The organism is Vibrio alfacsensis (assembly GCF_019670485.1).
GTDB classification, from domain to species: domain Bacteria; phylum Pseudomonadota; class Gammaproteobacteria; order Enterobacterales; family Vibrionaceae; genus Vibrio; species Vibrio alfacsensis.
Window position 1 is genome coordinate 3,062,109 of sequence record NZ_AP024165.1, and the last position, 23,117, is coordinate 3,085,225.

General features: G+C 46.0%; 15 protein-coding genes, 3 tRNA genes and 3 rRNA genes. 6 read left to right on the plus strand and 15 right to left on the minus strand.

Annotation, left to right across the window (positions count from 1 at the left end; all coding sequences use genetic code 11):
- The first annotated feature begins 322 nt into the window (after positions 1-322).
- Genes hemC through VA249_RS14170 form a run of 4 tightly spaced genes read left to right on the plus strand, consistent with a single transcriptional unit; the run spans position 323 to position 4,402 of the window.
- Positions 323-1,261, plus strand: a complete 939-nt coding sequence (hemC, locus tag VA249_RS14155; RefSeq protein WP_221068345.1) for a hydroxymethylbilane synthase — start codon at positions 323-325, stop codon at positions 1,259-1,261.
- Positions 1,262-1,263: 2 nt separating this feature from the next.
- On the plus strand, positions 1,264-1,992 hold the full coding sequence (locus VA249_RS14160; RefSeq protein ID WP_221068346.1) for a uroporphyrinogen-III synthase: 729 nt from the start codon (positions 1,264-1,266) through the stop codon (positions 1,990-1,992).
- Positions 1,993-2,009: 17 nt separating this feature from the next.
- Positions 2,010-3,221: a uroporphyrinogen-III C-methyltransferase gene (locus tag VA249_RS14165; protein ID WP_221068347.1), complete on the plus strand. Its 1,212-nt coding sequence runs from the start codon at positions 2,010-2,012 to the stop codon at positions 3,219-3,221.
- Positions 3,221-4,402 carry a heme biosynthesis protein HemY gene (locus tag VA249_RS14170; RefSeq protein ID WP_128809846.1) on the plus strand — a complete coding sequence of 394 codons (1,182 nt, stop codon included), beginning with the start codon at positions 3,221-3,223 and terminating at the stop codon, positions 4,400-4,402. The genes VA249_RS14165 and VA249_RS14170 overlap by 1 nt, the downstream gene beginning before the upstream one ends.
- Before the next feature lie 640 nt (positions 4,403-5,042).
- Here the strand turns inward: VA249_RS14170 and VA249_RS14175 are convergent.
- The 12 genes from VA249_RS14175 to trxA form a co-directional block, all read right to left on the minus strand.
- Positions 5,043-5,133 (minus strand) — tRNA-Ser (locus tag VA249_RS14175).
- A 90-nt stretch (positions 5,134-5,223) separates the two neighbouring features.
- Positions 5,224-5,340: ribosomal RNA gene (gene rrf / locus VA249_RS14180) — 5S ribosomal RNA — on the minus strand.
- A 92-nt stretch (positions 5,341-5,432) separates the two neighbouring features.
- Positions 5,433-8,325: ribosomal RNA gene (locus VA249_RS14185) — 23S ribosomal RNA — on the minus strand.
- A gap of 306 nt (positions 8,326-8,631) precedes the next feature.
- A tRNA-Ala gene (locus tag VA249_RS14190) sits at positions 8,632-8,707 on the minus strand.
- A 40-nt stretch (positions 8,708-8,747) separates the two neighbouring features.
- Positions 8,748-8,824, minus strand: a tRNA-Ile gene (locus tag VA249_RS14195).
- Positions 8,825-8,891: 67 nt separating this feature from the next.
- Positions 8,892-10,446, minus strand: a 16S ribosomal RNA gene (locus VA249_RS14200).
- Together the 16S, 23S and 5S rRNA genes with 3 tRNA genes alongside form the textbook arrangement of a ribosomal RNA operon.
- Before the next feature lie 538 nt (positions 10,447-10,984).
- The gene (gene fre / locus VA249_RS14205) at positions 10,985-11,698 is read right to left on the minus strand and encodes an NAD(P)H-flavin reductase (protein ID WP_221068348.1); all 714 of its coding nucleotides are present in this window, start codon (positions 11,696-11,698) and stop codon (positions 10,985-10,987) included.
- Between the two features lie 14 nt (positions 11,699-11,712).
- Positions 11,713-11,982, minus strand: coding sequence for a 2Fe-2S iron-sulfur cluster-binding protein (locus VA249_RS14210; RefSeq protein ID WP_221068349.1), 270 nt, complete (start codon positions 11,980-11,982; stop codon positions 11,713-11,715).
- On the minus strand, positions 11,979-13,832 hold the full coding sequence (gene ubiD, locus VA249_RS14215) for a 4-hydroxy-3-polyprenylbenzoate decarboxylase (RefSeq protein WP_221068350.1): 1,854 nt from the start codon (positions 13,830-13,832) through the stop codon (positions 11,979-11,981). Before ubiD ends, VA249_RS14210 begins: the two co-directional genes overlap by 4 nt.
- Positions 13,833-13,923: 91 nt before the next feature.
- Positions 13,924-14,916 (minus strand): hypothetical protein, encoded by a 993-nt coding sequence (locus tag VA249_RS14220; protein ID WP_221068351.1) that lies wholly within the window; start codon positions 14,914-14,916, stop codon positions 13,924-13,926.
- A gap of 108 nt (positions 14,917-15,024) precedes the next feature.
- Complete coding sequence (rho, locus tag VA249_RS14225) at positions 15,025-16,284, minus strand: transcription termination factor Rho (RefSeq protein ID WP_038868581.1); 1,260 nt, start codon at positions 16,282-16,284, stop codon at positions 15,025-15,027.
- A gap of 196 nt (positions 16,285-16,480) precedes the next feature.
- Positions 16,481-16,807 carry a thioredoxin TrxA gene (trxA, locus tag VA249_RS14230; protein ID WP_004745500.1) on the minus strand — a complete coding sequence of 109 codons (327 nt, stop codon included), beginning with the start codon at positions 16,805-16,807 and terminating at the stop codon, positions 16,481-16,483.
- A gap of 111 nt (positions 16,808-16,918) precedes the next feature.
- Between trxA and rhlB the strand changes: the two genes are divergently transcribed.
- Positions 16,919-18,232, plus strand: coding sequence for an ATP-dependent RNA helicase RhlB (gene rhlB / locus VA249_RS14235; RefSeq protein WP_128809842.1), 1,314 nt, complete (start codon positions 16,919-16,921; stop codon positions 18,230-18,232).
- 19 nt (positions 18,233-18,251) lie between these two features.
- On the plus strand, positions 18,252-19,745 hold the full coding sequence (gene gppA, locus VA249_RS14240) for a guanosine-5'-triphosphate,3'-diphosphate diphosphatase (protein ID WP_221068352.1): 1,494 nt from the start codon (positions 18,252-18,254) through the stop codon (positions 19,743-19,745).
- Between the two features lie 220 nt (positions 19,746-19,965).
- Here the strand turns inward: gppA and VA249_RS14245 are convergent, their stop codons facing one another.
- From VA249_RS14245 to recQ, 3 genes are all read right to left on the minus strand, one after another.
- The gene (locus VA249_RS14245; RefSeq protein WP_128809840.1) at positions 19,966-20,640 is read right to left on the minus strand and encodes a 7-cyano-7-deazaguanine/7-aminomethyl-7-deazaguanine transporter; all 675 of its coding nucleotides are present in this window, start codon (positions 20,638-20,640) and stop codon (positions 19,966-19,968) included.
- Between the two features lie 251 nt (positions 20,641-20,891).
- Positions 20,892-21,197 carry a DUF3630 family protein gene (locus VA249_RS14250; RefSeq protein WP_221068353.1) on the minus strand — a complete coding sequence of 102 codons (306 nt, stop codon included), beginning with the start codon at positions 21,195-21,197 and terminating at the stop codon, positions 20,892-20,894.
- Positions 21,198-21,206: 9 nt separating this feature from the next.
- Positions 21,207-23,042, minus strand: a complete 1,836-nt coding sequence (gene recQ, locus VA249_RS14255) for an ATP-dependent DNA helicase RecQ (RefSeq protein ID WP_221068354.1) — start codon at positions 23,040-23,042, stop codon at positions 21,207-21,209.
- Positions 23,043-23,117 lie beyond the last annotated feature (75 nt).

Below are 23,117 nucleotides of genomic sequence, written 5' to 3' on the forward strand. Positions count from 1 at the left end.
ACGAAAATTTGCTGATGTATTAAGCCAAAATGACGTAAAAACGTGATCAATTTAACACTTTCATCAGAGTTGGTAAAGTTTTCCCCCGCAAATCATCACGACCTGAAAACTCAACACTGCTCGCAAATTTGACAGCGCAGTAGTGTCGCTTGTATTCGCTATCAACGAATACTAATCCTTAGTCTAAATGAGAATCTAGTCACACAATTTTCATAACCTAATGTAAATCCAATCACCAACCAAAGAGAACGCCAACTAACATTAAGACTTTCACGTGTTGAATGGTAGGATTAAGCAAAACTAAAACAGCATTGAGAAGACCATGACACAATCTACGCCAATTCGCATTGCAACTCGAAAAAGCCCTCTTGCTTTATGGCAAGCATACTTTGTAAAAGACGCGCTTCAAGCCGCTCATCCAGGCCTGGAAGTTGAGCTCGTCACGATGGTGACCAAAGGCGACATCATTTTGGATACGCCACTAGCAAAAGTCGGCGGCAAAGGCTTGTTCGTTAAAGAGCTAGAAGTGGCGATGCTTGAAGGTCGAGCAGACCTTGCGGTGCACTCAATGAAAGACGTTCCGGTCGATTTCCCTGAGGGATTAGGTCTTGTCACGATATGTGAGCGTGAAGATCCACGTGACGCTTTTGTATCAAACACTTACAGTAACATTGATGAACTACCTCAAGGCGCTATTGTGGGCACATGTAGCTTACGTCGTCAGTGTCAGATAAAAGAATACCGCCCAGATCTGATTATCAAAGAACTGCGTGGCAACGTTGGTACTCGTCTAGGTAAATTAGATGCTGGTGAATACGATGCAATTATTCTAGCGGCTGCAGGATTGAAACGTCTTGAACTAGAAGAACGTATTCGTAGTTTTATTGAACCAGAACAGTCCTTGCCAGCCGTTGGCCAGGGTGCAGTCGGCATTGAATGTCGCCTTGATGATGAGCGTCTTATTAAACTGCTTGAGCCACTCAATCACCAAGATACCGCCGATCGCGTTCGTTGTGAGCGAGCCATGAACCTAACCCTTGAAGGCGGTTGCCAGGTACCCATTGGTAGCTACTCTCTACTCGATGGAGACAACATCTGGCTACGTGCGCTTGTCGGTGAGCCTGATGGCAGCCTAATTGTGCGAGGTGAAATTCGTGGTCACCGCAACGACGCCGAAGCTCTGGGCGTTCAGTTAGCTAACGAATTGCTTGAAAATGGTGCGCGAGACATTCTAACCAAGCTATACGCAGATCACGAATAACCATGGCAGTGTTGGTCACTCGGCCGGGAGAGCAAGGCAACGCGCTTTGCTCTCTACTCGAAAGGCACGGCATTGACGCTATTCATCATCCTCTGATCGACATCGTCGCCGATCTTGAAGAAACAAACCTTTCTAAATTCGTAGAACACGCTCATATCATCATCGCAGTCAGTCAACATGCGGTGCTATGCGCGCAGCAAATCTTGCAAAACAATCAAACTCCATGGCCAAAGCAGGCTATTTACCTTGCCGTCGGTCAAAAAACCGCACACTATTTAAGCAAATGCACACAACAGAAAGTACACTATCCACAAGTTAGTGATAGTGAGCACCTGTTACAACTCCCTGAGTTACAAAATTTAAAACGACAGACGGTACTCATCCTTCGTGGAAATGGCGGTCGCGAATTAATAAAAGAAGCATTGGTGAGACAAGGTGCAAAAGTTCACTATAGTGAGACATATAAGAGAGAACTTATCCCGTTCGATCCAGTAAGCTGTGTTTCACTATGGAAAACTCAAAATATCAACCAGATTATCATCACAAGTGGTGAGCAACTGGACTTTTTGTGCAGCCAGTTAAATCCAAAACAATTAGCTTGGCTTACCCAACAAGAGTTGTTTATCCCCAGTCAGCGGATCGCTGACATCGCAATTCAACGGGGCTTCACTCAGGTCAGGTGCACAGGAAGCGCATCGAACCAAGAATTACTGGCTGCTCTCCAGCCCTAGCTACACAGGATATAGGCATGACAAGTAAAGATAACGATCAGAAAAATAATGATAAGAACCTTGCCGACAACAACGCATCGGCACCGCTAGCTGAAAAAGACCTAGCAAAAAAGGAAACTGAATCAAAAAAAACAGAACCTGAAACAGTAGAGCCAAAGAAACAGACCGACTCGAATAAGCCTGAACTTGAAGAAAAGCATGGCAAGCGTGGCGTGAAGCTCGGTACCGTTGCTATCATCCTTTCGATTGTTTTTGGTGGCGGTTTGACTTACAAACTTCTTGAGCAACAGTCTGAGTATCAAGCTCAAATCGCACTGCTTCAAAGCCAATTAAAACAAACACAAACGTCCATCACACAAGAGTTAAGCCAAGTACAAAAAGAAACCATTGAGAAAGCAACGACTGCGACTCATAAAGCGGAAGTGGTACTTGGTCAGCAACAAAAAAGCATTGAGAGTCTGCAACTGGCAGTTGCTGATGTAAAAGGCCGTCGTCCAAACGATTGGTTATTGGCGGAAGCTGACTACTTAGTCAAACTGGCTGGGCGTAAACTATTTCTAGAACACGATGTTGAAAGCGCAACCCAGCTTATGGAAAGTGCCGATCAGCGTATAGCAGCATTAAATGACCCAAGCCTTGTTAGGCTGCGTAAAGCAATGGCAAATGACATTACTAAGCTGCGCACTGTGCCTTTAATTGACCGTGATGGCCTAGTCTTACGCCTTACTGCACTTCAACAACAAGTTGATAAGTTGCCGCTTGCAAATGCACTGCTTCCAGAAGCAGCTGCGATCGAGAAAAAAGAAGTATCCGAAGATATTGCAAACTGGCAAGACAACCTGATAACGTCACTAAAAGACTTCTCAGAGAACTTCATTACTTTCCGTACTCGTGACGGCAACGTCATTCCACTCCTGTCTCCACAGCAACATTTCTACTTGAAAGAAAATATCAAAGCAAAACTAGAAACGGCCATCAAAGCGGTATACCAGGAGCAAAGTGAAATCTATACAACCTCTTTAGAAACTGCAGACAAATGGGCGATGGCGTTCTTTAACCAAGACGACAACTCAGTAAAAGAATTCAACAAAGCACTTGGCCAATTAAGTAAAAAAGACATTGATGTTGAGTACCCTTCAAAACTAGAAAGCCAAAATCAATTATCTGATGTGATTCGCGAGCGTCTACGTCGTGAAGTGACAACAATGACAGGTACGGAGGATAAATAATGGTTCGTCTTATTTTCCTATTCGTTATTCTCGGTGCAGGCCTTTTTGTCGGTACACAGTTTTCAGGTCAGCAAGGTTATGTACTGATCTCGATTGCGAATACCACCCTTGAAATGAGTGTCACAACACTGGTTATTTTCGTGATAGCTGCGCTAGCTGCTCTATTCTTGCTTGAATACTTGGTAAAAAAAGTGGTCTATGCAAGTTCAAGCACATGGAACTACTTCAGCGTACGTAAGATGCGTCGCTCTCGTCGCTACACCAACGAAGGTATCATAAAGTTACTAGAGGGTGATTGGAAAGGCGCAGAGAAAAAAGTAACCCGCTGGGCTAACCACCACGATATGCCTTTGCTCTGCTACTTAGTGGCTTCAGAAGCCGCGCAAGGTCAAGGTGACAAAGCAAAACGCGACCAATACCTAGAACTCGCGAGCCAACAAGAAAATGCCCACCTCGCGGTGGAGCTAACTCGAGCAAAACAATTTATTCGTGATAATGAATTTGAATCTGCTTTCGATACCTTGCAAGCACTAAAAGGCCAGTACGCGAATAACTCCATAGTTCTTAACCTGCTAAAAACTACCTACATGCAGCTTAAGCTATGGCAACCGCTGATCGACCTGATGCCTCAGCTTACTAAAGCCAAATTGGTGACAGAAGAAGAACAATCCGAGTTAATTCAAAAAGCACAATGCGGTTTATTGCATGAAGTTGCCCAACAACAAGGCAGTGAGGGGCTTATTTCTCATTGGAATAGCCTCCCAAGAAAAGTTAAACAAGATGCTCACCTAATCACATGTTTTGCACACGAACTTATTTCACGTAAAGCTGACTCCGAAGCGTTCACGGTGATCAAAGAAGCACTTAAGAAGCACTCAACACCAGAGCTTTACCAACTGCTACCAGATCTCAACTTACCAGATAGTCATCCCGTGATTGTTTTCCTTGAGACTGTACTAAAGCGCGAATCAGATAATGCTGCGGCACACAGTGCATTAGCACATTTGTTCTTCCGTCAGGAAAAATGGCCAGAGGCACAGCAACACTTTGAAGTCGCGCTAAAAGTTCGCTCAAACGTATCTGATTACGCATTCCTAGCAGACACACTAGAGAAACAAAACTTAACTAAAGCCGCTCACGAAGTCTCTCGTAAAGCGTTAACGCTAGTTCAAAGCAATTAAGCGTTCTAGAAAATGTAAAGCCGACAATGATGTCGGCTTTTTTATTTCCTTTGTATTTTTCCTATCTCGCACCTAACAGAATAAGTCCCATCAAACCACTGCATTCCTAATTCGATATATTCAGAACCTAGTTATCCCTGAAGAGCAAACGTTAATGTTTGTTACTGAAGCTAATGCCGACATAAACTCCTATCGTCATATACCCCTCTATAACCATCCAGAAAGTCAGAAAAATATAACCAATCATGATTCAACGAGCTCTCGCTTTTTGCCTAAGAAAAGGCGTTCTGCCGATACCAATCGTGATTAAGTGATCAGATTTAGGACAGGAAAATGCTTAAAACAAGGCGATTTAGCCAAGCACAGTTTCACTGATTATAGCGGCATGGTTTCTAAGATTTGTCGTATGCTTTGAATGGATGTCTGAGTGCAGAGATCGCGCAATAAACATGTACAAAAGAAACAGGATAAACCTGAACAGTTAATTGGCTGGGTTGGGATTGATTGAAAGCGTAGGTTAGTTAACTCGAGAAAACTAAGGGATTAATGTAAATCTCACCTAGCTGTTAAACGTCAGAAAAGTTATTAGACGTCAGAAATGACGAAAGCCTGCAAATTTCTTTGCAGGCTTTCTGTGTAGTGGCGGAGAGATAGGGATTTGAACCCTAGGTACGCTATTAACGTACGCCGGTTTTCAAGACCGGTGCTTTCAACCACTCAGCCATCTCTCCGCAAATTTTTACTAAAATTTAGTCTTATACTAATGATGCTAAATCTCAGTTTTGCCTTTAGATTTTTTAAAATCTAAAAACGATATTAAAGCCTGGCGATGTCCTACTCTCACATGGGGAAACCCCACACTACCATCGGCGCTATTTCGTTTCACTTCTGAGTTCGGAATGGAAATCAGGTGGGTCCAAAATGCTATGGTCGCCAAGCAAATTCTTTAATCTGGAAAGCTGTTTCTGTGTTCTCTACACAATCAAGTCTTGTTCTTGCTTTGAGTCCATCAAAACCCTTTGGGTGTTGTATGGTTAAGCCTCACGGGCAATTAGTATCAGTTAGCTCAATGCCTCACAGCACTTACACACCTGACCTATCAACGTCGTAGTCTCCGACAACCCTTTAGGATACTTAAAGTATCAGGGAGAACTCATCTCAAGGCTCGCTTCCCGCTTAGATGCTTTCAGCGGTTATCGATTCCGAACTTAGCTACCGGGCAATGCGTCTGGCGACACAACCCGAACACCAGAGGTTCGTCCACTCCGGTCCTCTCGTACTAGGAGCAGCCCCTTTCAATTCTCCAACGCCCACGGCAGATAGGGACCGAACTGTCTCACGACGTTCTAAACCCAGCTCGCGTACCACTTTAAATGGCGAACAGCCATACCCTTGGGACCGACTTCAGCCCCAGGATGTGATGAGCCGACATCGAGGTGCCAAACACCGCCGTCGATATGAACTCTTGGGCGGTATCAGCCTGTTATCCCCGGAGTACCTTTTATCCGTTGAGCGATGGCCCTTCCATTCAGAACCACCGGATCACTATGACCTGCTTTCGCACCTGCTCGAATTGTCATTCTCGCAGTCAAGCGGGCTTATGCCATTGCACTAACCTCACGATGTCCAACCGTGATTAGCCCACCTTCGTGCTCCTCCGTTACTCTTTGGGAGGAGACCGCCCCAGTCAAACTACCCACCAGGCACTGTCCGCAACCCCGATAAGGGGTCGACGTTAGAACATCAACACTACAAGGGTGGTATTTCAAGGACGGCTCCACAGATACTAGCGTACCTGCTTCAAAGCCTCCCACCTATCCTACACATGTAGGGTCAATGTTCAGTGCCAAGCTGTAGTAAAGGTTCACGGGGTCTTTCCGTCTAGCCGCGGGTACACTGCATCTTCACAGCGATTTCAATTTCACTGAGTCTCGGGTGGAGACAGCGTGGCCATCATTACGCCATTCGTGCAGGTCGGAACTTACCCGACAAGGAATTTCGCTACCTTAGGACCGTTATAGTTACGGCCGCCGTTTACCGGGGCTTCGATCAAGAGCTTCGACCGAAGTCTAACCCCATCAATTAACCTTCCGGCACCGGGCAGGCGTCACACCGTATACGTCATCTTACGATTTTGCACAGTGCTGTGTTTTTAATAAACAGTTGCAGCCACCTGGTATCTGCGACTCTCGTCAGCTCCATCCGCAAGGGACTTCACCATCAAGAGCGTACCTTCTCCCGAAGTTACGGTACCATTTTGCCTAGTTCCTTCACCCGAGTTCTCTCAAGCGCCTTGGTATTCTCTACCCGACCACCTGTGTCGGTTTGGGGTACGATTCCTTACAATCTGAAGCTTAGAGGCTTTTCCTGGAAGCATGGCATCAATGACTTCACTACCGTAGTAGCTCGACGTCGTGTCTCAGCCTTAGAAAGAGCCGGATTTACCTAACTCTTAAGCCTACGCACTTGAACCTGGACAACCGTCGCCAGGCCCACCTAGCCTTCTCCGTCCCCCCATCGCAATTGTAAGAAGTACGGGAATATTAACCCGTTTCCCATCGACTACGCCTTTCGGCCTCGCCTTAGGGGTCGACTTACCCTGCCCCGATTAACGTTGGACAGGAACCCTTGGTCTTCCGGCGAGGAGGTTTTTCACCCCCTTTATCGTTACTCATGTCAGCATTCGCACTTCTGATACCTCCAGCATGCTTTACAACACACCTTCAACGGCTTACAGAACGCTCCCCTACCCAATGAAGTAAACTTCATTGCCGCAGCTTCGGTTTATTACTTAGCCCCGTTACATCTTCCGCGCAGGCCGACTCGACCAGTGAGCTATTACGCTTTCTTTAAATGATGGCTGCTTCTAAGCCAACATCCTGGCTGTCTGAGCCTTCCCACATCGTTTCCCACTTAGTAATAATTTGGGACCTTAGCTGGCGGTCTGGGTTGTTTCCCTCTCCACGACGGACGTTAGCACCCGCCGTGTGTCTCCCGGATAGTACTTACTGGTATTCGGAGTTTGCAAAGGGTTGGTAAGTCGGGATGACCCCCTAGCCTTAACAGTGCTCTACCCCCAGTAGTATTCGTCCGAGGCGCTACCTAAATAGCTTTCGGGGAGAACCAGCTATCTCCAGGTTTGATTGGCCTTTCACCCCTAGCCACAAGTCATCCGCTAATTTTTCAACATTAGTCGGTTCGGTCCTCCAATTGATGTTACTCAATCTTCAACCTGCCCATGGCTAGATCACCTGGTTTCGGGTCTATATCCAGAGACTGAACGCCCAGTTAAGACTCGGTTTCCCTACGGCTCCCCTAGATGGTTAACCTTGCCACTGAATATAAGTCGCTGACCCATTATACAAAAGGTACGCAGTCACAGGACGTAATGCCTGCTCCTACTGCTTGTACGTACACGGTTTCAGGTTCTATTTCACTCCCCTCACAGGGGTTCTTTTCGCCTTTCCCTCACGGTACTGGTTCACTATCGGTCAGTCAGTAGTATTTAGCCTTGGAGGATGGTCCCCCCATATTCAGACAGGATATCACGTGTCCCGCCCTACTCGATTTCACTGAATGTGCGTTGTCGACTACGGGGCTATCACCCTGTATCGCCGGACTTTCCAGACCGTTCGTCTAACGCATATAAAGCTTAAGGGCTAGTCCAATTTCGCTCGCCGCTACTTTCGGAATCTCGGTTGATTTCTTTTCCTCGGGGTACTTAGATGTTTCAGTTCCCCCGGTTCGCCTCATTAACCTATGAATTCAGTTAATGATACTAGCTTGTGCTAGTGGGTTTCCCCATTCAGAAATCCCAGACTCAAATGGTTGTTACTACCTAATCTGGGCTTATCGCAAGTTACTACGTCTTTCATCGCCTCTGACTGCCAAGGCATCCACCGTGTACGCTTAGTCACTTAACCATACAACCCCAAAGAGTTTCAGAAGAAATCTTGAGTTTGTTGTTTAAACAACCAAAGTTGCTATCTCATTATTTAAATGAGCGAGATAGCTATCGATTTTGCCGGACTCAAATATGTTTTGCTTTCGCAAAACCCAAGAACACTTGAATGTGTTTTTGTGTATTCATCGAAATGAATACTTTGAGAACTTTACAAACAAATGCTTATCTATTTAAGACAAGATTTGTTTTGTCAGCTTTCCAAATTGTTAAAGAGCTAGATTCATTAAGAACCATTTTTAAAAACTCTCGTAAGAGTGCTTAAAGATGGTGGAGCTATGCGGGATCGAACCGCAGACCTCCTGCGTGCAAGGCAGGCGCTCTCCCAGCTGAGCTATAGCCCCATCTAGGTGTCGATACTGCATACCAATTCCTAAAAGGAAGTGGTGGGTCTGAGTGGACTCGAACCACCGACCTCTCGCTTATCAGGCGAACGCTCTAACCACCTGAGCTACAGACCCAGTATCGTCTCTTTTACTTATAAACCGTATCAATCTGTGTGGACACTCATCGTGAGTAATCATCGTATAAGGAGGTGATCCAGCGCCAGGTTCCCCTAGCGCTACCTTGTTACGACTTCACCCCAGTCATGAACCACAAAGTGGTAAGCGTCCTCCCCGAAAGGTTAAACTACCTACTTCTTTTGCAGCCCACTCCCATGGTGTGACGGGCGGTGTGTACAAGGCCCGGGAACGTATTCACCGTGGCATTCTGATCCACGATTACTAGCGATTCCGACTTCATGGAGTCGAGTTGCAGACTCCAATCCGGACTACGACGCACTTTTTGGGATTCGCTCACTTTCGCAAGTTGGCTGCCCTCTGTATGCGCCATTGTAGCACGTGTGTAGCCCTACTCGTAAGGGCCATGATGACTTGACGTCGTCCCCACCTTCCTCCGGTTTATCACCGGCAGTCTCCCTGGAGTTCCCGACATTACTCGCTGGCAAACAAGGATAAGGGTTGCGCTCGTTGCGGGACTTAACCCAACATTTCACAACACGAGCTGACGACAGCCATGCAGCACCTGTCTCAGAGCTCCCGAAGGCACACCTGTATCTCTACTGGCTTCTCTGGATGTCAAGAGTAGGTAAGGTTCTTCGCGTTGCATCGAATTAAACCACATGCTCCACCGCTTGTGCGGGCCCCCGTCAATTCATTTGAGTTTTAATCTTGCGACCGTACTCCCCAGGCGGTCTACTTAACGCGTTAGCTCCGAAAGCCACGGCTCAAGGCCACAACCTCCAAGTAGACATCGTTTACGGCGTGGACTACCAGGGTATCTAATCCTGTTTGCTCCCCACGCTTTCGCATCTGAGTGTCAGTATCTGTCCAGGGGGCCGCCTTCGCCACCGGTATTCCTTCAGATCTCTACGCATTTCACCGCTACACCTGAAATTCTACCCCCCTCTACAGTACTCTAGTCTGCCAGTTTCAAATGCAATTCCGAGGTTGAGCCCCGGGCTTTCACATCTGACTTAACAAACCACCTGCATGCGCTTTACGCCCAGTAATTCCGATTAACGCTCGCACCCTCCGTATTACCGCGGCTGCTGGCACGGAGTTAGCCGGTGCTTCTTCTGTAGGTAACGTCAAATCCATACGCTATTAACGCATGAACCTTCCTCCCTACTGAAAGTGCTTTACAACCCGAAGGCCTTCTTCACACACGCGGCATGGCTGCATCAGGCTTGCGCCCATTGTGCAATATTCCCCACTGCTGCCTCCCGTAGGAGTCTGGACCGTGTCTCAGTTCCAGTGTGGCTGATCATCCTCTCAGACCAGCTAGGGATCGTCGCCTTGGTGAGCCCTTACCTCACCAACTAGCTAATCCCACCTAGGCATATCCTGACGCGAGAGGCCCGAAGGTCCCCCTCTTTGGCCCGTAGGCATCATGCGGTATTAGCCATCGTTTCCAATGGTTATCCCCCACATCAGGGCAATTTCCTAGGCATTACTCACCCGTCCGCCGCTCGCCGCCCAACAAATCCTCCGAAGATTCAATGTTGTCGCTGCCGCTCGACTTGCATGTGTTAGGCCTGCCGCCAGCGTTCAATCTGAGCCATGATCAAACTCTTCAATTTAAGATTTTGTTCGGCTCAATGAATACTGACTTCAAAACTGCTCTTACTCGAAAGTAAGAAGTAATTTTAAAGCTATTATCGTTCCAACAGAACGATAATGAATTGACTGTGCCAAGTCTTTCGACTCGTTTGGTCACTCAGTTCATTGAAACCTAATTTGATACCGCTTTCCGCTAAGAAAAGAAATACCTAATTGGATTATCATCAACGAGTGCCCACACAGATTGATAGGTCTATATTGTTAAAGAGCTTGCTTGCTGAGAAACTTTTCTCTCGAAGCGGAGGTGAATTCTAACGATATAATTGAAAGAGTCAAACACTTTTTTCAATTTATTTTCTCAGAAGTTTCTCACCTCTCCGACCCTGCTGAAGCCTTATCGCGTCTGCCGTGTCGGTGGATGCGCAGTATAGGGATTTGAGAAATCAGCGCAACCCTTTTTTAAAAAAAAATGGAAAAAAACAACTGTTCGATGACTATTTCATCAAAAAAGCAAAAAAGAGGGTAAAAAACCCTCTTTTTATGCCTAGAAAGCCTTATTTAAATAAAAGCGTACGCATCTGCAAACATGCGCTCACTCTTCGCTTTCTTATTCTGAGTGAACTGTTCACGAGCCGCTCCAGCCATTTCAAAGCGACCTGCAATATAAATATCGTAGTTTTCTAGGCTTTCGAAATCTTCACTGATAGCTTCTAGTACGTTCCCTACTTTCCCTTGCCATTCGCTAGGTGCATCTTCTACTACTGGAACAAAGTGCACGTTCGAGAATTTGTCAGCAATTTCGATCAATTCATCTTTCGCATAAAGCTGACGACTATCGCGTGCCCCCCAGTATAAATAGATAGGGGTTGTTTTGTTCTGTGCTACACAGTGGTCCAAAATCGAACGTACGTAACTAAAGCCAGTTCCACCAGCAATTAATAATAGTGGGCGTTCGCTTTGTTCTTGAATCCACGCATCACCATGAGGTGCATCAATTTCAACATGACCATCTGCTTCTAACGCCGCTTGCATCGCCTCTACGACTTGTAACGCGTAAGCATTATGCTCTGCTGCGCCAATATGTAGTTCTAGCTCTCCTTCATGACGGCAAGGACTGCTTGCAATAGAGAAAGGACGTTTGTCTTTTTCACCCATTACAACCATTAGGTACTGACCAGCTTTAAAAGACACTGGCGATTCCGGGTGGAGGAGAATTTGATAAGTATTACAAGCTAACGGCTGAATAGACTTTACTTTACATTGGATGGTCATGGTGTTCCTCTCGCTTACTCATCAAAAGTAAGCACTAAATTACTTTCTGTATAGGCTTGGCAAGGGAATATCCAACCTTGCTGTTGCTCTTTTTCGGTTAGCATCGGCTCGAGGTGATAACTCACCTCACCCTCTAGCTTTTTACACATGCACATGGCGCAAGCGCCAACTTGGCAACGGTGGGGGAAGCGAATATTATTGTTGAGCGCAGCTTCCAACACCGTTTCTCCATCTTTTACTTGGAAAGAGACGTCCATTGGTAAAAGGTGGACTTGATGGCTCATAGAATACCTAACTGGTCCCAAATCTCATCGACTTTAGCCACAAGTTTCGGATTTTTTTCAATTGGTGTGCCCCACTCTCGTGTTGCTTCCGAACCGAGTTTGTTCGTTGCATCCAATCCTAATTTAGAAGAGCTCTCTGTCGTTGCATTGACTTGAATGGTGTCTCTATCCGGATCCATCCGAGTTGTCACAGCCCAAATGATATCGTTCCAATCTTGTGCATCCACGTCATCGTCACACAAGATAATAAACTTATTGTCAGTATACTGAGCAAAGAAGCCCCATAGGTATTCCATCAGTGCTTTGGATTGCCCTTCTTGGTCTTTCTTCATCGTCACTACAACAAACTGATTGTTCGCTGTCTGAGGTAAATAAATATCAACAATCTCTGGACGTTGTTTTTTTAATGATTCCAAATCCACTTCTGTAATGTCTTTGCTCTCTCGCGTCTTCGCTTGTGAACACCTTGCAAGCTCGGCTTCCCACTTAATGGTTGCATCTAAACCCATCTTAGATCCAAGACCAACGACTGGTGAAGCAAAGTCGAGTGAATCAATTGGCGTATTATCAATCATCAACGCGTCGCGCACTGGATCCATATGTTCGGTCATGGCTTTAACAACATCATTCCAATCTCGTGCATTCACTGACTCATCGCACACAATTACAAACTTGGTGTACATAAACTGACGTAGGAAAGACCATACCCCCATCATTACGCGCTTGGCATGACCAGGGTACTGTTTCTTCATCGTTACTACCGCCATTCGGTACGAACACCCCTCTGGCGGCAGGTAGAAGTCTTCAATCTCTGGGAACTGCTTTTGCAGGATAGGCACAAACACTTCGTTTAATGCCACTCCTAATACAGCAGGCTCATCTGGCGGACGTCCTGTATAAGTACTGTGGTAGATAGGATCTTTACGCATAGTAATGTGCGTAATGGTAAACACGTGATGCTTTTCTTTTTCGTTATAATAGCCAGTATGGTCACCGTAAGGCCCCTCATCGGCAAATTCGTTCGGGTCAATGTAACCCTCCATCACGATTTCAGCGCTCGCCGGCACTTCTAGATCATTACTCACCGACTTCACAACTTCGGTTTTGCTCCCTCGTAATAAACCAGCAAACGCATATTCCGATAATGTATCTGGCACTGGTGTAACGGCGCCAAGAATCGTTGCAGGATCAGCGCCAAATGCAACGGAAACCGGGAAAGGCTTTCCGGGGTTAGACGCCATCCAATCACGCAAATCGAGTGCACCACCACGGTGAGCTAACCAACGCATGATGATTTTGTTCTTAGCAATTTTTTGTTGGCGATAAATACCGAGGTTCTGACGTTTTTTATTCGGACCTTTGGTCACGGTTAAGCCCCAAGTTAATAGTGGCGCCACGTCTTCTGCCCAACAACTCATCACTGGAATCTTGTCCAAATCGACATCATTACCTTGCCAAACAACTTCTTGGCATCGCGCTTTACGCAAACGACGAACTGGCATGTTCAACACTTGTTTGAATACCGGTAGTTTTTCTAATGCATCTTTAAAGCCTTTCGGTGGTTCGGGCTCTTTTAAATAGGCCAGCAGTTTACCGACATCTCGTAATTCCTTTACATCGTCACGCCCCATACCAATCGCAACGCGTTCTGGCGTACCAAATAAATTAGTGAGAACGGGAACGTCGTAACCAATTGGGTTCTCGAAAAGCAGCGCAGGACCACCAGCACGGAGCGTACGGTCACTGATTTCTGTCATTTCATAAGCGGGATCGACGGGGTGAGTAATGCGCTTCAATCGACCACTCTGTTCCAGGTGATCGATAAATTCGCGTAAATCCTTAAAACTCATAGGCTTTCTTGCTGGCTGATTAAACTATTCGCAGTATAACAAATCAGAGGACACTAAGATCCTCCAATTTTGTATGGGTATGTGATTGAACTTAACGTAAAACGCTATCTATTTGACGTGCTTTCACTCGTTGATTACTCGACACTAGCTCTTCAAGCCAGCTTTGATGTCCCTGTTTTGCCAACTCTCGAGCAACAAGAGTTGCGTCTTCAGATAACTCCATACGAGCGATCAAAAATTGTTTTACTTTAGGTTGTAACGGATGAGATCTCGCAAGAAGACTGATTGCGTAGGGTTTTAACGTTGGATTGACGGTGGCATTCATCAGTTGTTGCAACGAAAACGCATCACCAACGCTCGCTAATCTATCAAGTTCCGTACGGCTGTTATAGTCTGCTCGAATTCGCCACAATAAATCGTACATCGCCTGTTCTTGGCTGACCTGTGCCAAACGTACAATCACCGCACTTCTGGGTAACCAACTCGTGACATCGGCTTGAGTTAATTGCGCGGTTAATGCACTAATCGCATCAATAGAAAGACTATCAAGCTCTTTGATTAACAAGTCTTCACGAATTTGAATCTGCTGGGATGTTCCCGTAAGCCAATCTTTCAACACCAAGTCATGTCGTTCGGCGTCTAATACAAACTCAAGTGTACTTTGGTCTTGTTTCCAACGCTTAATAAGACGGCTAGCAATGGCTTGAAAATTGAATGCTGGCACACTGAATTCATAACCATCACCATGCTCTAACACTTGATAACTTGGAGTGATATTGATTTGAGACTCAACAAAAATAGCCATTCTTGGCGTAAGAATTAAATTTTGCTGTTCTACTTTTTGGAGCAATAAATAACGGACCACTTCTTGTTGAGGGTATGCGAGTCGATCTAGAGAAAATTTAAGCGTGTTGACTTCGTCTCGAAAAGCATAACCTAATAGCTCAGAGACTTTCGCTTGTATGTGGGTATCCTGAAGCCACTGCTCTACCTCCGACTCCTGCATTTCCATTGCAGATAACGTCACAGGTACTGTAATCAGTGACAAACTCAGGAGTAATGACGACAACATTCCTTGTTGCATGTTAACCTCCCGATAACATTTTCTTCATTCTGATGTTTCTATCGGGAGAAAGCAATAAAAAAGCCACCGAACTATGCGGTGGCTCTTATCAAAACAACTTATCGGTGACTACTGACGACGCATTGCATCGAAGAATTCATCATTAGTCTTCGTCATTGCTAGCTTATCGATTAGGAACTCCATCGCGTCGGTTTCGCCCATTGGGTGAACAATCTTACGCAGAATCCACATCTTCTGTAATTCGTCTGTCTTAGTGAGTAGCTCTTCACGACGCGTGCCGCTGCGGTTGAAATCAATCGCTGGGAATACTCGTTTTTCAGCAATCTTACGGTTCAAGTGCAGTTCCATGTTACCTGTACCCTTGAACTCTTCGTAAATAACTTCATCCATTTTAGAACCAGTATCTACTAGTGCTGTTGCGATGATAGTTAGACTGCCGCCTTCTTCTACGTTACGAGCTGCGCCGAAGAAACGCTTTGGACGGTGTAGTGCATTGGCATCGACACCACCAGTTAGTACTTTACCTGATGAAGGCACTACGGTGTTGTATGCACGAGCTAAACGAGTAATTGAGTCAAGTAGGATAACCACGTCTTTCTTGTGTTCTACAAGACGTTTTGCCTTCTCAATTACCATCTCTGCTACTTGTACGTGACGAGATGCTGGTTCATCAAACGTTGACGCAACCACTTCACCTTTAACTAGGCGCTGCATCTCTGTTACTTCTTCCGGACGTTCGTCGATCAGAAGTACCATCAACTCACATTCAGGATGGTTGTAAGCGATGCTTTGAGCGATGTTTTGCAGAAGCATTGTCTTACCCGCTTTAGGCGGAGCAACAATCAGACCACGTTGACCTTTACCGATTGGCGATGCCAAATCTAAAACGCGTGCAGTGATGTCTTCTGTAGAACCGTTACCGCGCTCCATAACCATACGCTCGTTAGCGTGTAGAGGCGTTAAGTTCTCGAATAGGATCTTGTTACGCGCGTTGTCTGGTTTGTCGTCGTTTACCGTGTTGACTTTCAAAAGGGCAAAGTAGCGCTCACCGTCTTTTGGTGGGCGAATTTTACCAGCAATAGAGTCACCAGTACGTAGGTTAAAACGGCGAATTTGACTTGGTGATACGTAAATGTCGTCAGGACCAGCAAGGTATGAACTGTCTGCACTGCGTAGGAAACCAAAGCCGTCTTGCAGAATTTCCAGAACCCCATCGCCAAAGATGTCTTCGCCGCCTTTTGCGTGCGCTTTAAGGATTGCGAAGATAATGTCTTGTTTTCTTAGACGCGCTAGGTTCTCAAGCCCTAAGCTTTCGCCAAGTTTTACAAGGTCAGACACTGGTCTGTTCTTCAGTTCGGTTAGGTTCATGGTGGTGGATTCTTGTTTAGTCAAAATAAGATCTGTTTTCTAGTTAAGATGGATTTGGTCTCAGGATCGACCAAGAAGAGAAATTGTTCAATTAACGCGCGATAAGTTAGCACTAATTAGTATTCTAGTCCAGAGTTAGAAAAACAAAACCGCGCATTGATGTTTTGCACGGTTTTGTTTGCAATCACATAAGTGATTATAGATTCGCGTCTAGAAACTCTTTTAATTGAGTCTTAGACAATGCACCAACTTTTGTTGCTGCTACGTTACCGTCTTTAAACAACAGTAGCGTTGGAATGCCACGAATACCAAACTTAGGCGGTGTACCTGCGTTATGGTCAATGTTTAGTTTACCGATAGTGAGTTTGCCTTCGTACTCATCAGCGATTTCATCCAGAATTGGGGCAATCATTTTACAAGGACCACACCATTCCGCCCAAAAATCAACTAGAACAGGGCCTGCAGCATTGATTACGTCGTTTTCAAAACCATCATCAGTCAGCTGCAAAATCTTATCACTCATCTTCCACTCCAATGTGTTTTTCGAAACTGGTTGGATGATAACCAGTAATTTGATGCCCTATTGGAATGTATTTACTTTCGTATTGCAAGCTTTAGCTGATATTCTATAGCTATGAAAAAGACGCATATCACAGAGCAAAAGTTCGCCGATTTGGATTTAAAGCCCCAAGTCATTGATGGATTGGAAAAAAAAGGGTTCGAATATTGTACCCCTATCCAAGCATTGGCGTTGCCGGTACTGCTCACCGGCCAAGACATTGCAGGCCAGGCCCAAACGGGTACTGGTAAAACCCTCGCGTTTCTTACTGCTACTTTCAACCACCTATTGACCACACCTGAACACGAAGGGCGTAAACCAACGCAACCGCGTGCGATTATTATGGCACCAACTCGTGAACTGGCGATTCAGATCTTCAACGATGCTGAACCTCTGATTGCAAGTACGGGTCTTAAAGCAGCACTCGCATACGGCGGTGAAAGCTACGATAAGCAGCTTGGTAAGCTACAAGACGGCGTTGATATTCTTATCGGAACAACTGGCCGAATCATTGACTTCTACAAACAGCGTGTATTCAACCTAAACAACATTCAAGCTGTTGTTCTGGACGAAGCAGACCGTATGTTTGATCTTGGCTTTATTAAAGACATTCGTTTCTTGTTCCGTCGTATGCCTGAGCCAAAAGAACGTCTGAACATGCTGTTCTCAGCAACGTTGTCTTATCGTGTACAAGAATTAGCATTCGAACACATGCACAACCCTGAGCATGTTGTGGTCGAGCCAGAGCAAAAAACCGGTCACCGCATCCAAGAAGAACTGTTCTACCCATCTAACGAAGACAAAATGGCTCTGCTTCAAACACTTATTGAAGAAGAATGGCCAGATCGTGCAATCGTTTTTGCTAACACTAAACATAAGTGTGAGTCGATTTGGGGTCACCTAGCAGCAGATGGTCACCGTGTTGGTCTACTGACTGGCGATGTACCACAGAAAAAACGTGAAAAAATTCTTGAGCAATTCACGCTTGGTGAAGTTGACCTACTCGTAGCAACCGACGTTGCTGCTCGTGGCTTACATATTCCTCAAGTAACACACGTATTCAACTTCGACCTACCGGATGACTGTGAAGACTACGTTCACCGTATCGGTCGTACTGGTCGTGCTGGCGCAAGTGGTCACTCTATTAGCTTTGCTTGTGAAGATTACGCAATCAACTTGCCACCAATCGAAGAATACATTGAGCACGCAATCCCAGTTTCTGATTACGACGCTTCGGCTCTAATCCAAGATCTGCCTGCCCCACTTCGTATGCGCGCGCCTCGTACTCAGCAACGTCGCACTAATACAGGTGGCACTCGCTCTGGTAACCGCAAGCCGCAAGGACGTCGTCCTCGTCAGCCGCGTCAATCAGCGCCAAAACAATCATAAAAGGAAACTGAAGTCGTTTATGAGTCAAGCAGGATCATCACCGCTATACGCCGCCATCGACCTCGGGTCGAACAGTTTTCACATGCTCGTTGTGCGTCATATCGATGGCAGCGTTCAAACCATGGCTAAAATTAAGCGCAAAGTTCGTCTCGCAGCGGGCTTAGATGAACGTAACTCTCTTAGTATGGAAGCTATGCAGCGAGGATGGGACTGCTTAAGTCTATTTGCAGAACGCTTGCAGGATATTCCTAAACAGAACATCCGCATTGTGGGTACTGCAACACTGCGTACCGCCACGAATGTGGATGTTTTTCTAGAGAAAGCGAACCAAATATTGGGGCAGCCAATCGAAGTCATCACTGGTGAGGAAGAAGCGGCCACTATTTATAAAGGTGTTGCACATACTTCCGGCGGCAGCGGCCGTCGACTTGTCGTCGATATCGGTGGCGCAAGTACTGAACTCATTATTGGTGAAGGTTTCGAAGCCAAAGCTCTCACTAGCCTAAAGATGGGTTGTGTTACTTGGTTAGAACATTTCTTCAAAGATCGTCAACTTAACGCTCGTAACTTTGAAGCAGCCATTGAAGGTGCCAAACAAACATTAATGCCAATTCTGGAGCAGTATACAGACTTAGGTTGGGATGTTTGTGTTGGAGCATCGGGCACAGTTCAAGCACTACAAGAAATCATGCTTGTACAGGGTATGGATGAAGTCATAACTCACGCCAAACTCAAACGCTTACAAAAGCAAGCAATGCTTGCCGATCACCTAGAAGAGCTCGATATCGAGGGGCTAACTTTAGAGCGTGCTCTGGTATTCCCAAGTGGCTTATCTATTTTAATTGCAATCTTTGAGCTATTAGAGATCGATGCCATGACACTGGCTGGCGGCGCATTGCGTGAAGGCTTAGTGTACGAAATGGTTGATGAACTTCGCCAAAACGACATTCGTGCTCGTACGATTTGCAGCGTACAAAAACGTTATCAATTGGATTGCCAATACGGTGAACAGGTAGCCAACCTTGCCAGCAAATTACTTGAGCAAGTTGGGGATGAAGAATGGGTTGCAGAACCACAAGGTAAAGTTCTACTGGAAACCACTGCTAAGTTACATGAAATTGGTCTAACCATTGATTTCAAAAAAGGCGGTGAACACAGCGCTTACCTACTGCAGAATTTGGATTTACCCGGTTACACACGCGCGCAAAAGTTCTTCATTGGAGAACTGGCTCGGCGTTACCGTGAACAACTAACGTCACTACCAGAGCAACATGCGCTATCTGGTACTAGCGGTAAGCGAGTTCTTCGTTTATTACGTTTAGCCGTACTGCTTAGCCACCGTCGAAACCCTATGTTAGAGCCAAAAGTGTCTCTAAGTGCAGAGGGCGATAAACTGACACTGAGTATTAATGCTCACTGGCTTAATTCGAATCCACTAACAGCTGCCGAGTTGGAGATTGAGTCCAACCGTCAGACTGATATTGGCTGGCCATTGACAATCACCATTTGCTAATCGCTTATAGTTTGCCAAACGCTTATAGAAAGGTCTCAAGTTGAGGCCTTTTTTATTCCCCCAGCTTTTCACCTCAGACTCGTTACGTTCCGTTAAGCAAGCTTTAGGACACCCATGATCCAACTGCTCCTTACGCTGTACCTAACCACACAATGTCCTTTCTACTGCCACAAAAAAACCGCTTGGTTTGAGCAAGCGGTTTTTGGGGTTCCCACAACAATTAAGACTGAATCGTCGTGCTGACTTTAAAGTCTGGATTCACAGCGGTTAGCTTGTTAATGAGATAGTTAAGTAGAACGCCATACATAGGTACAAACAAACCTAAACTAATGATCAACTTGAAGCCATAATCCACCAGCGCAATCTCCATCCAGTGCTGAGCCATAAATGGGTCTGGGCTTTGATAGAACGCAATAGAGAAAAACGCGATAGTATCGAGCGCATTACCGAAAAGCGTTGAACATGTTGGTGCAACCCACCATTGCTTCATTTGGCGTAAACGATTAAAAACGTGCACGTCCATGATCTGACCTAACAAGTAAGCCATGAAACTTGCAATCGCAATACGCGCAACAAATAGGTTAAATTCCCCTAAGTGACCGAAACCTTGAAATTGCCCTTCAAAGAATACAACGGATAAGAAGTAAGACACTGCTAACGCAGGCAACATCACCAAAAAGATGATCTTACGAGCCATTTGCGCGCCAAAAATACGTACAGTGAGATCCGTCGCCAAAAAGATAAATGGGAAAGTAAATGCGCCCCAAGTGGTATGGAACCCAAAAACGGTAAATGGGAGCTGAACTAAGTAATTGCTTGATGCAATAATGACTAAATGGAATAAAACCAGATAGATAAGGGCGTTGCGCTGCTGCGCAGAGGTAAAGTTACTCATGTGATACCTTTTTAGTTTGGTTTGGGGGTGAGGGAACCCAAATCGAGCGCTTAATAAAAAACAACTCTTACCAACAATGTAAAAATGGAAAATAAACTGGCTTAACTCATTCAGAATTAAGCGGTGGGCGATTATACATTAACCAGTTTGACTCGCAAGCGCTCAGTTCTGCGCAAACGTTTGAGCATAAAAAAGGGTGTTTCATGTGAAACGCCCTTTCGTAATAATTCCAAATGAGCGCCACTGGGCTTTTAGAATCCGCGTTGAAACAATCCTGCGAGATAATCCAACTCTTCCCTACTCTCTTCAATCGCTAGAGCTTCAAACCAGATCGCCTCACTGTAATGCTCTGCTTTCATAAACAGTCGGCAACCTTCAAAGTCGACCAGCCAAGAGTGAATATCCGCATCCCATTGCTTTTCAATCACAGTAGCGGAAAGCAGCCCGACTAAACGCTCACCCAAAGCAGGAAAACTATCAAGATCAAAGCTCAGCGCGGTAATGATTAAGCGCCCTTCTTGTGCCATGTAGTCCGCTAAGCCAAATTCCTTTTGCATCTTGGTTCCTTATCCGTGGTGAGTAATGTGTTCTTGAATCAAATCAAGGAATGGGTCGGCGTACTTCTCCAATTTGCGCTGACCAACGCCGCTGACTGCCAGCATTTCGCCGTAAGACGTCGGCAGAATTTCCGCCATATCAATCAAGGTAGCGTCACTGAAGACCACATATGGTGGCAAACCATCTTCATCAGCAATCGACTTACGCAGCTTACGTAACTTAGCAAACAGCTTTTTGTCGTAGTTCTTGCTGGTCAGTTTATCTGATTTAGCCGCACGTGCTGCGGTGTCTAGCCGTGGAACCGCCAATTCTAGCGTCACATCGCCACGTAGCAGCGGACGCGCCTCTTCGGTTAATTGCAGCGTTGAGTTACGCGTGATATTTTGGAACAGCAGCCCTTTGTGGATTAACTGGCGGAAAATACTGATCCAGTAATCGTGGCTGTGATCGCGCCCTATCGCGTAGGTAGAAATCTTATCGTGCCCATTTTCACGTACACGAATGTTTTGCATACCACGTAGCACTTCTACCACGTAGCCCATACCAAAGCTCTGATTCACTCGGTACACACAAGACAACGCCTTACGCGCTTCTTCTGTGGCATCAAAGTGCTTCGGTGGATCTAAGCAAATATCACAGTTGCCACATGGCTTCTCGCGATATTCACCAAAGTAGTTCAATAGCACCTGACGACGACAAGTTTGCGCCTCAGCAAAAGCGCTCATCGCATTCAGTTTGTGGGTTTCCACCTGCTTCTGCGGACCATCGTCTTTCTCATCCAACATACGACGCAGCCAACTGATGTCCGCAGGGTCATACAACATCATCGCTTCCGCAGGTAAACCATCACGCCCTGCACGACCCGTTTCCTGATAGTAGGATTCAATGTTGCGCGGGATATCAAAGTGAACCACAAAACGCACGTTTGGTTTGTTGATACCCATACCGAATGCCACGGTCGCCACTACGATTTGGATGTCATCGCGTTGGAAAGCTTCTTGAACGTAAGCGCGCTCATCAGCATCCATACCGGCATGATAACCAGCAGCACGAATGTGGTTGTTGCACAGCTTCTCAGTCACCATCTCAACTTTCTTACGGCTACCACAATAGATGATGCCGCAATTACCCTTCTGGGTCTCAAGATAACGAACGATTTGCGAAACCGGTTTGTGCTTCTCAACTAAGTTGTAGCGGATGTTAGGGCGGTCGAAGCTGCCTAGGTAAACCTCTGGATTATTCAGTTGCAAACGCTCAAGAATATCTCGGCGCGTTGCGTCATCCGCCGTCGCCGTCAGCGCCATAAATGGCACATGGGAAAACTGCTGCTTGAGTTGACCAAGCGCAGCGTATTCTGGACGGAAGTCGTGTCCCCATTGGGAAATACAGTGCGCTTCATCGACGGCAATCATCGATAGCGGCAAGTTTTCCAAACGCTCAATGAAGTCACGCATCAATACGCGTTCTGGCGAGACGTACACCAACTTAAGATGACCTGTGTGCATGCGGTTATACACGCTGAGCAGCTCTTCGCGAGGCATGGTCGAGTTAATGCATTCAGCCGCCACCCCATTGGCTTTAAGCTGGTCAACTTGGTCTTTCATCAGTGAAATCAGCGGAGATATGACCAAAGTAATGCCGGAGCGAACCAAAGCAGGAATTTGATAACACAGCGACTTACCGCCACCCGTAGGCAGAATAACCAGGCTGTCGCGACCTTCTACCGCGGCATCAATCACCAACTGCTGACCATCACGGAACTCCTGGTAACCAAACACATCCTCCAACACACGTTGAGGCGTTATAGGCGAGTCTGATTGTTCGGCTAACAAGGTCGAGGTCATGAATAATCTCAGATAGGGTCTTAAAAAAGAGGTGCTTTTGAATGCGACTAGCACGCAAAGTGATGGCACATTGTA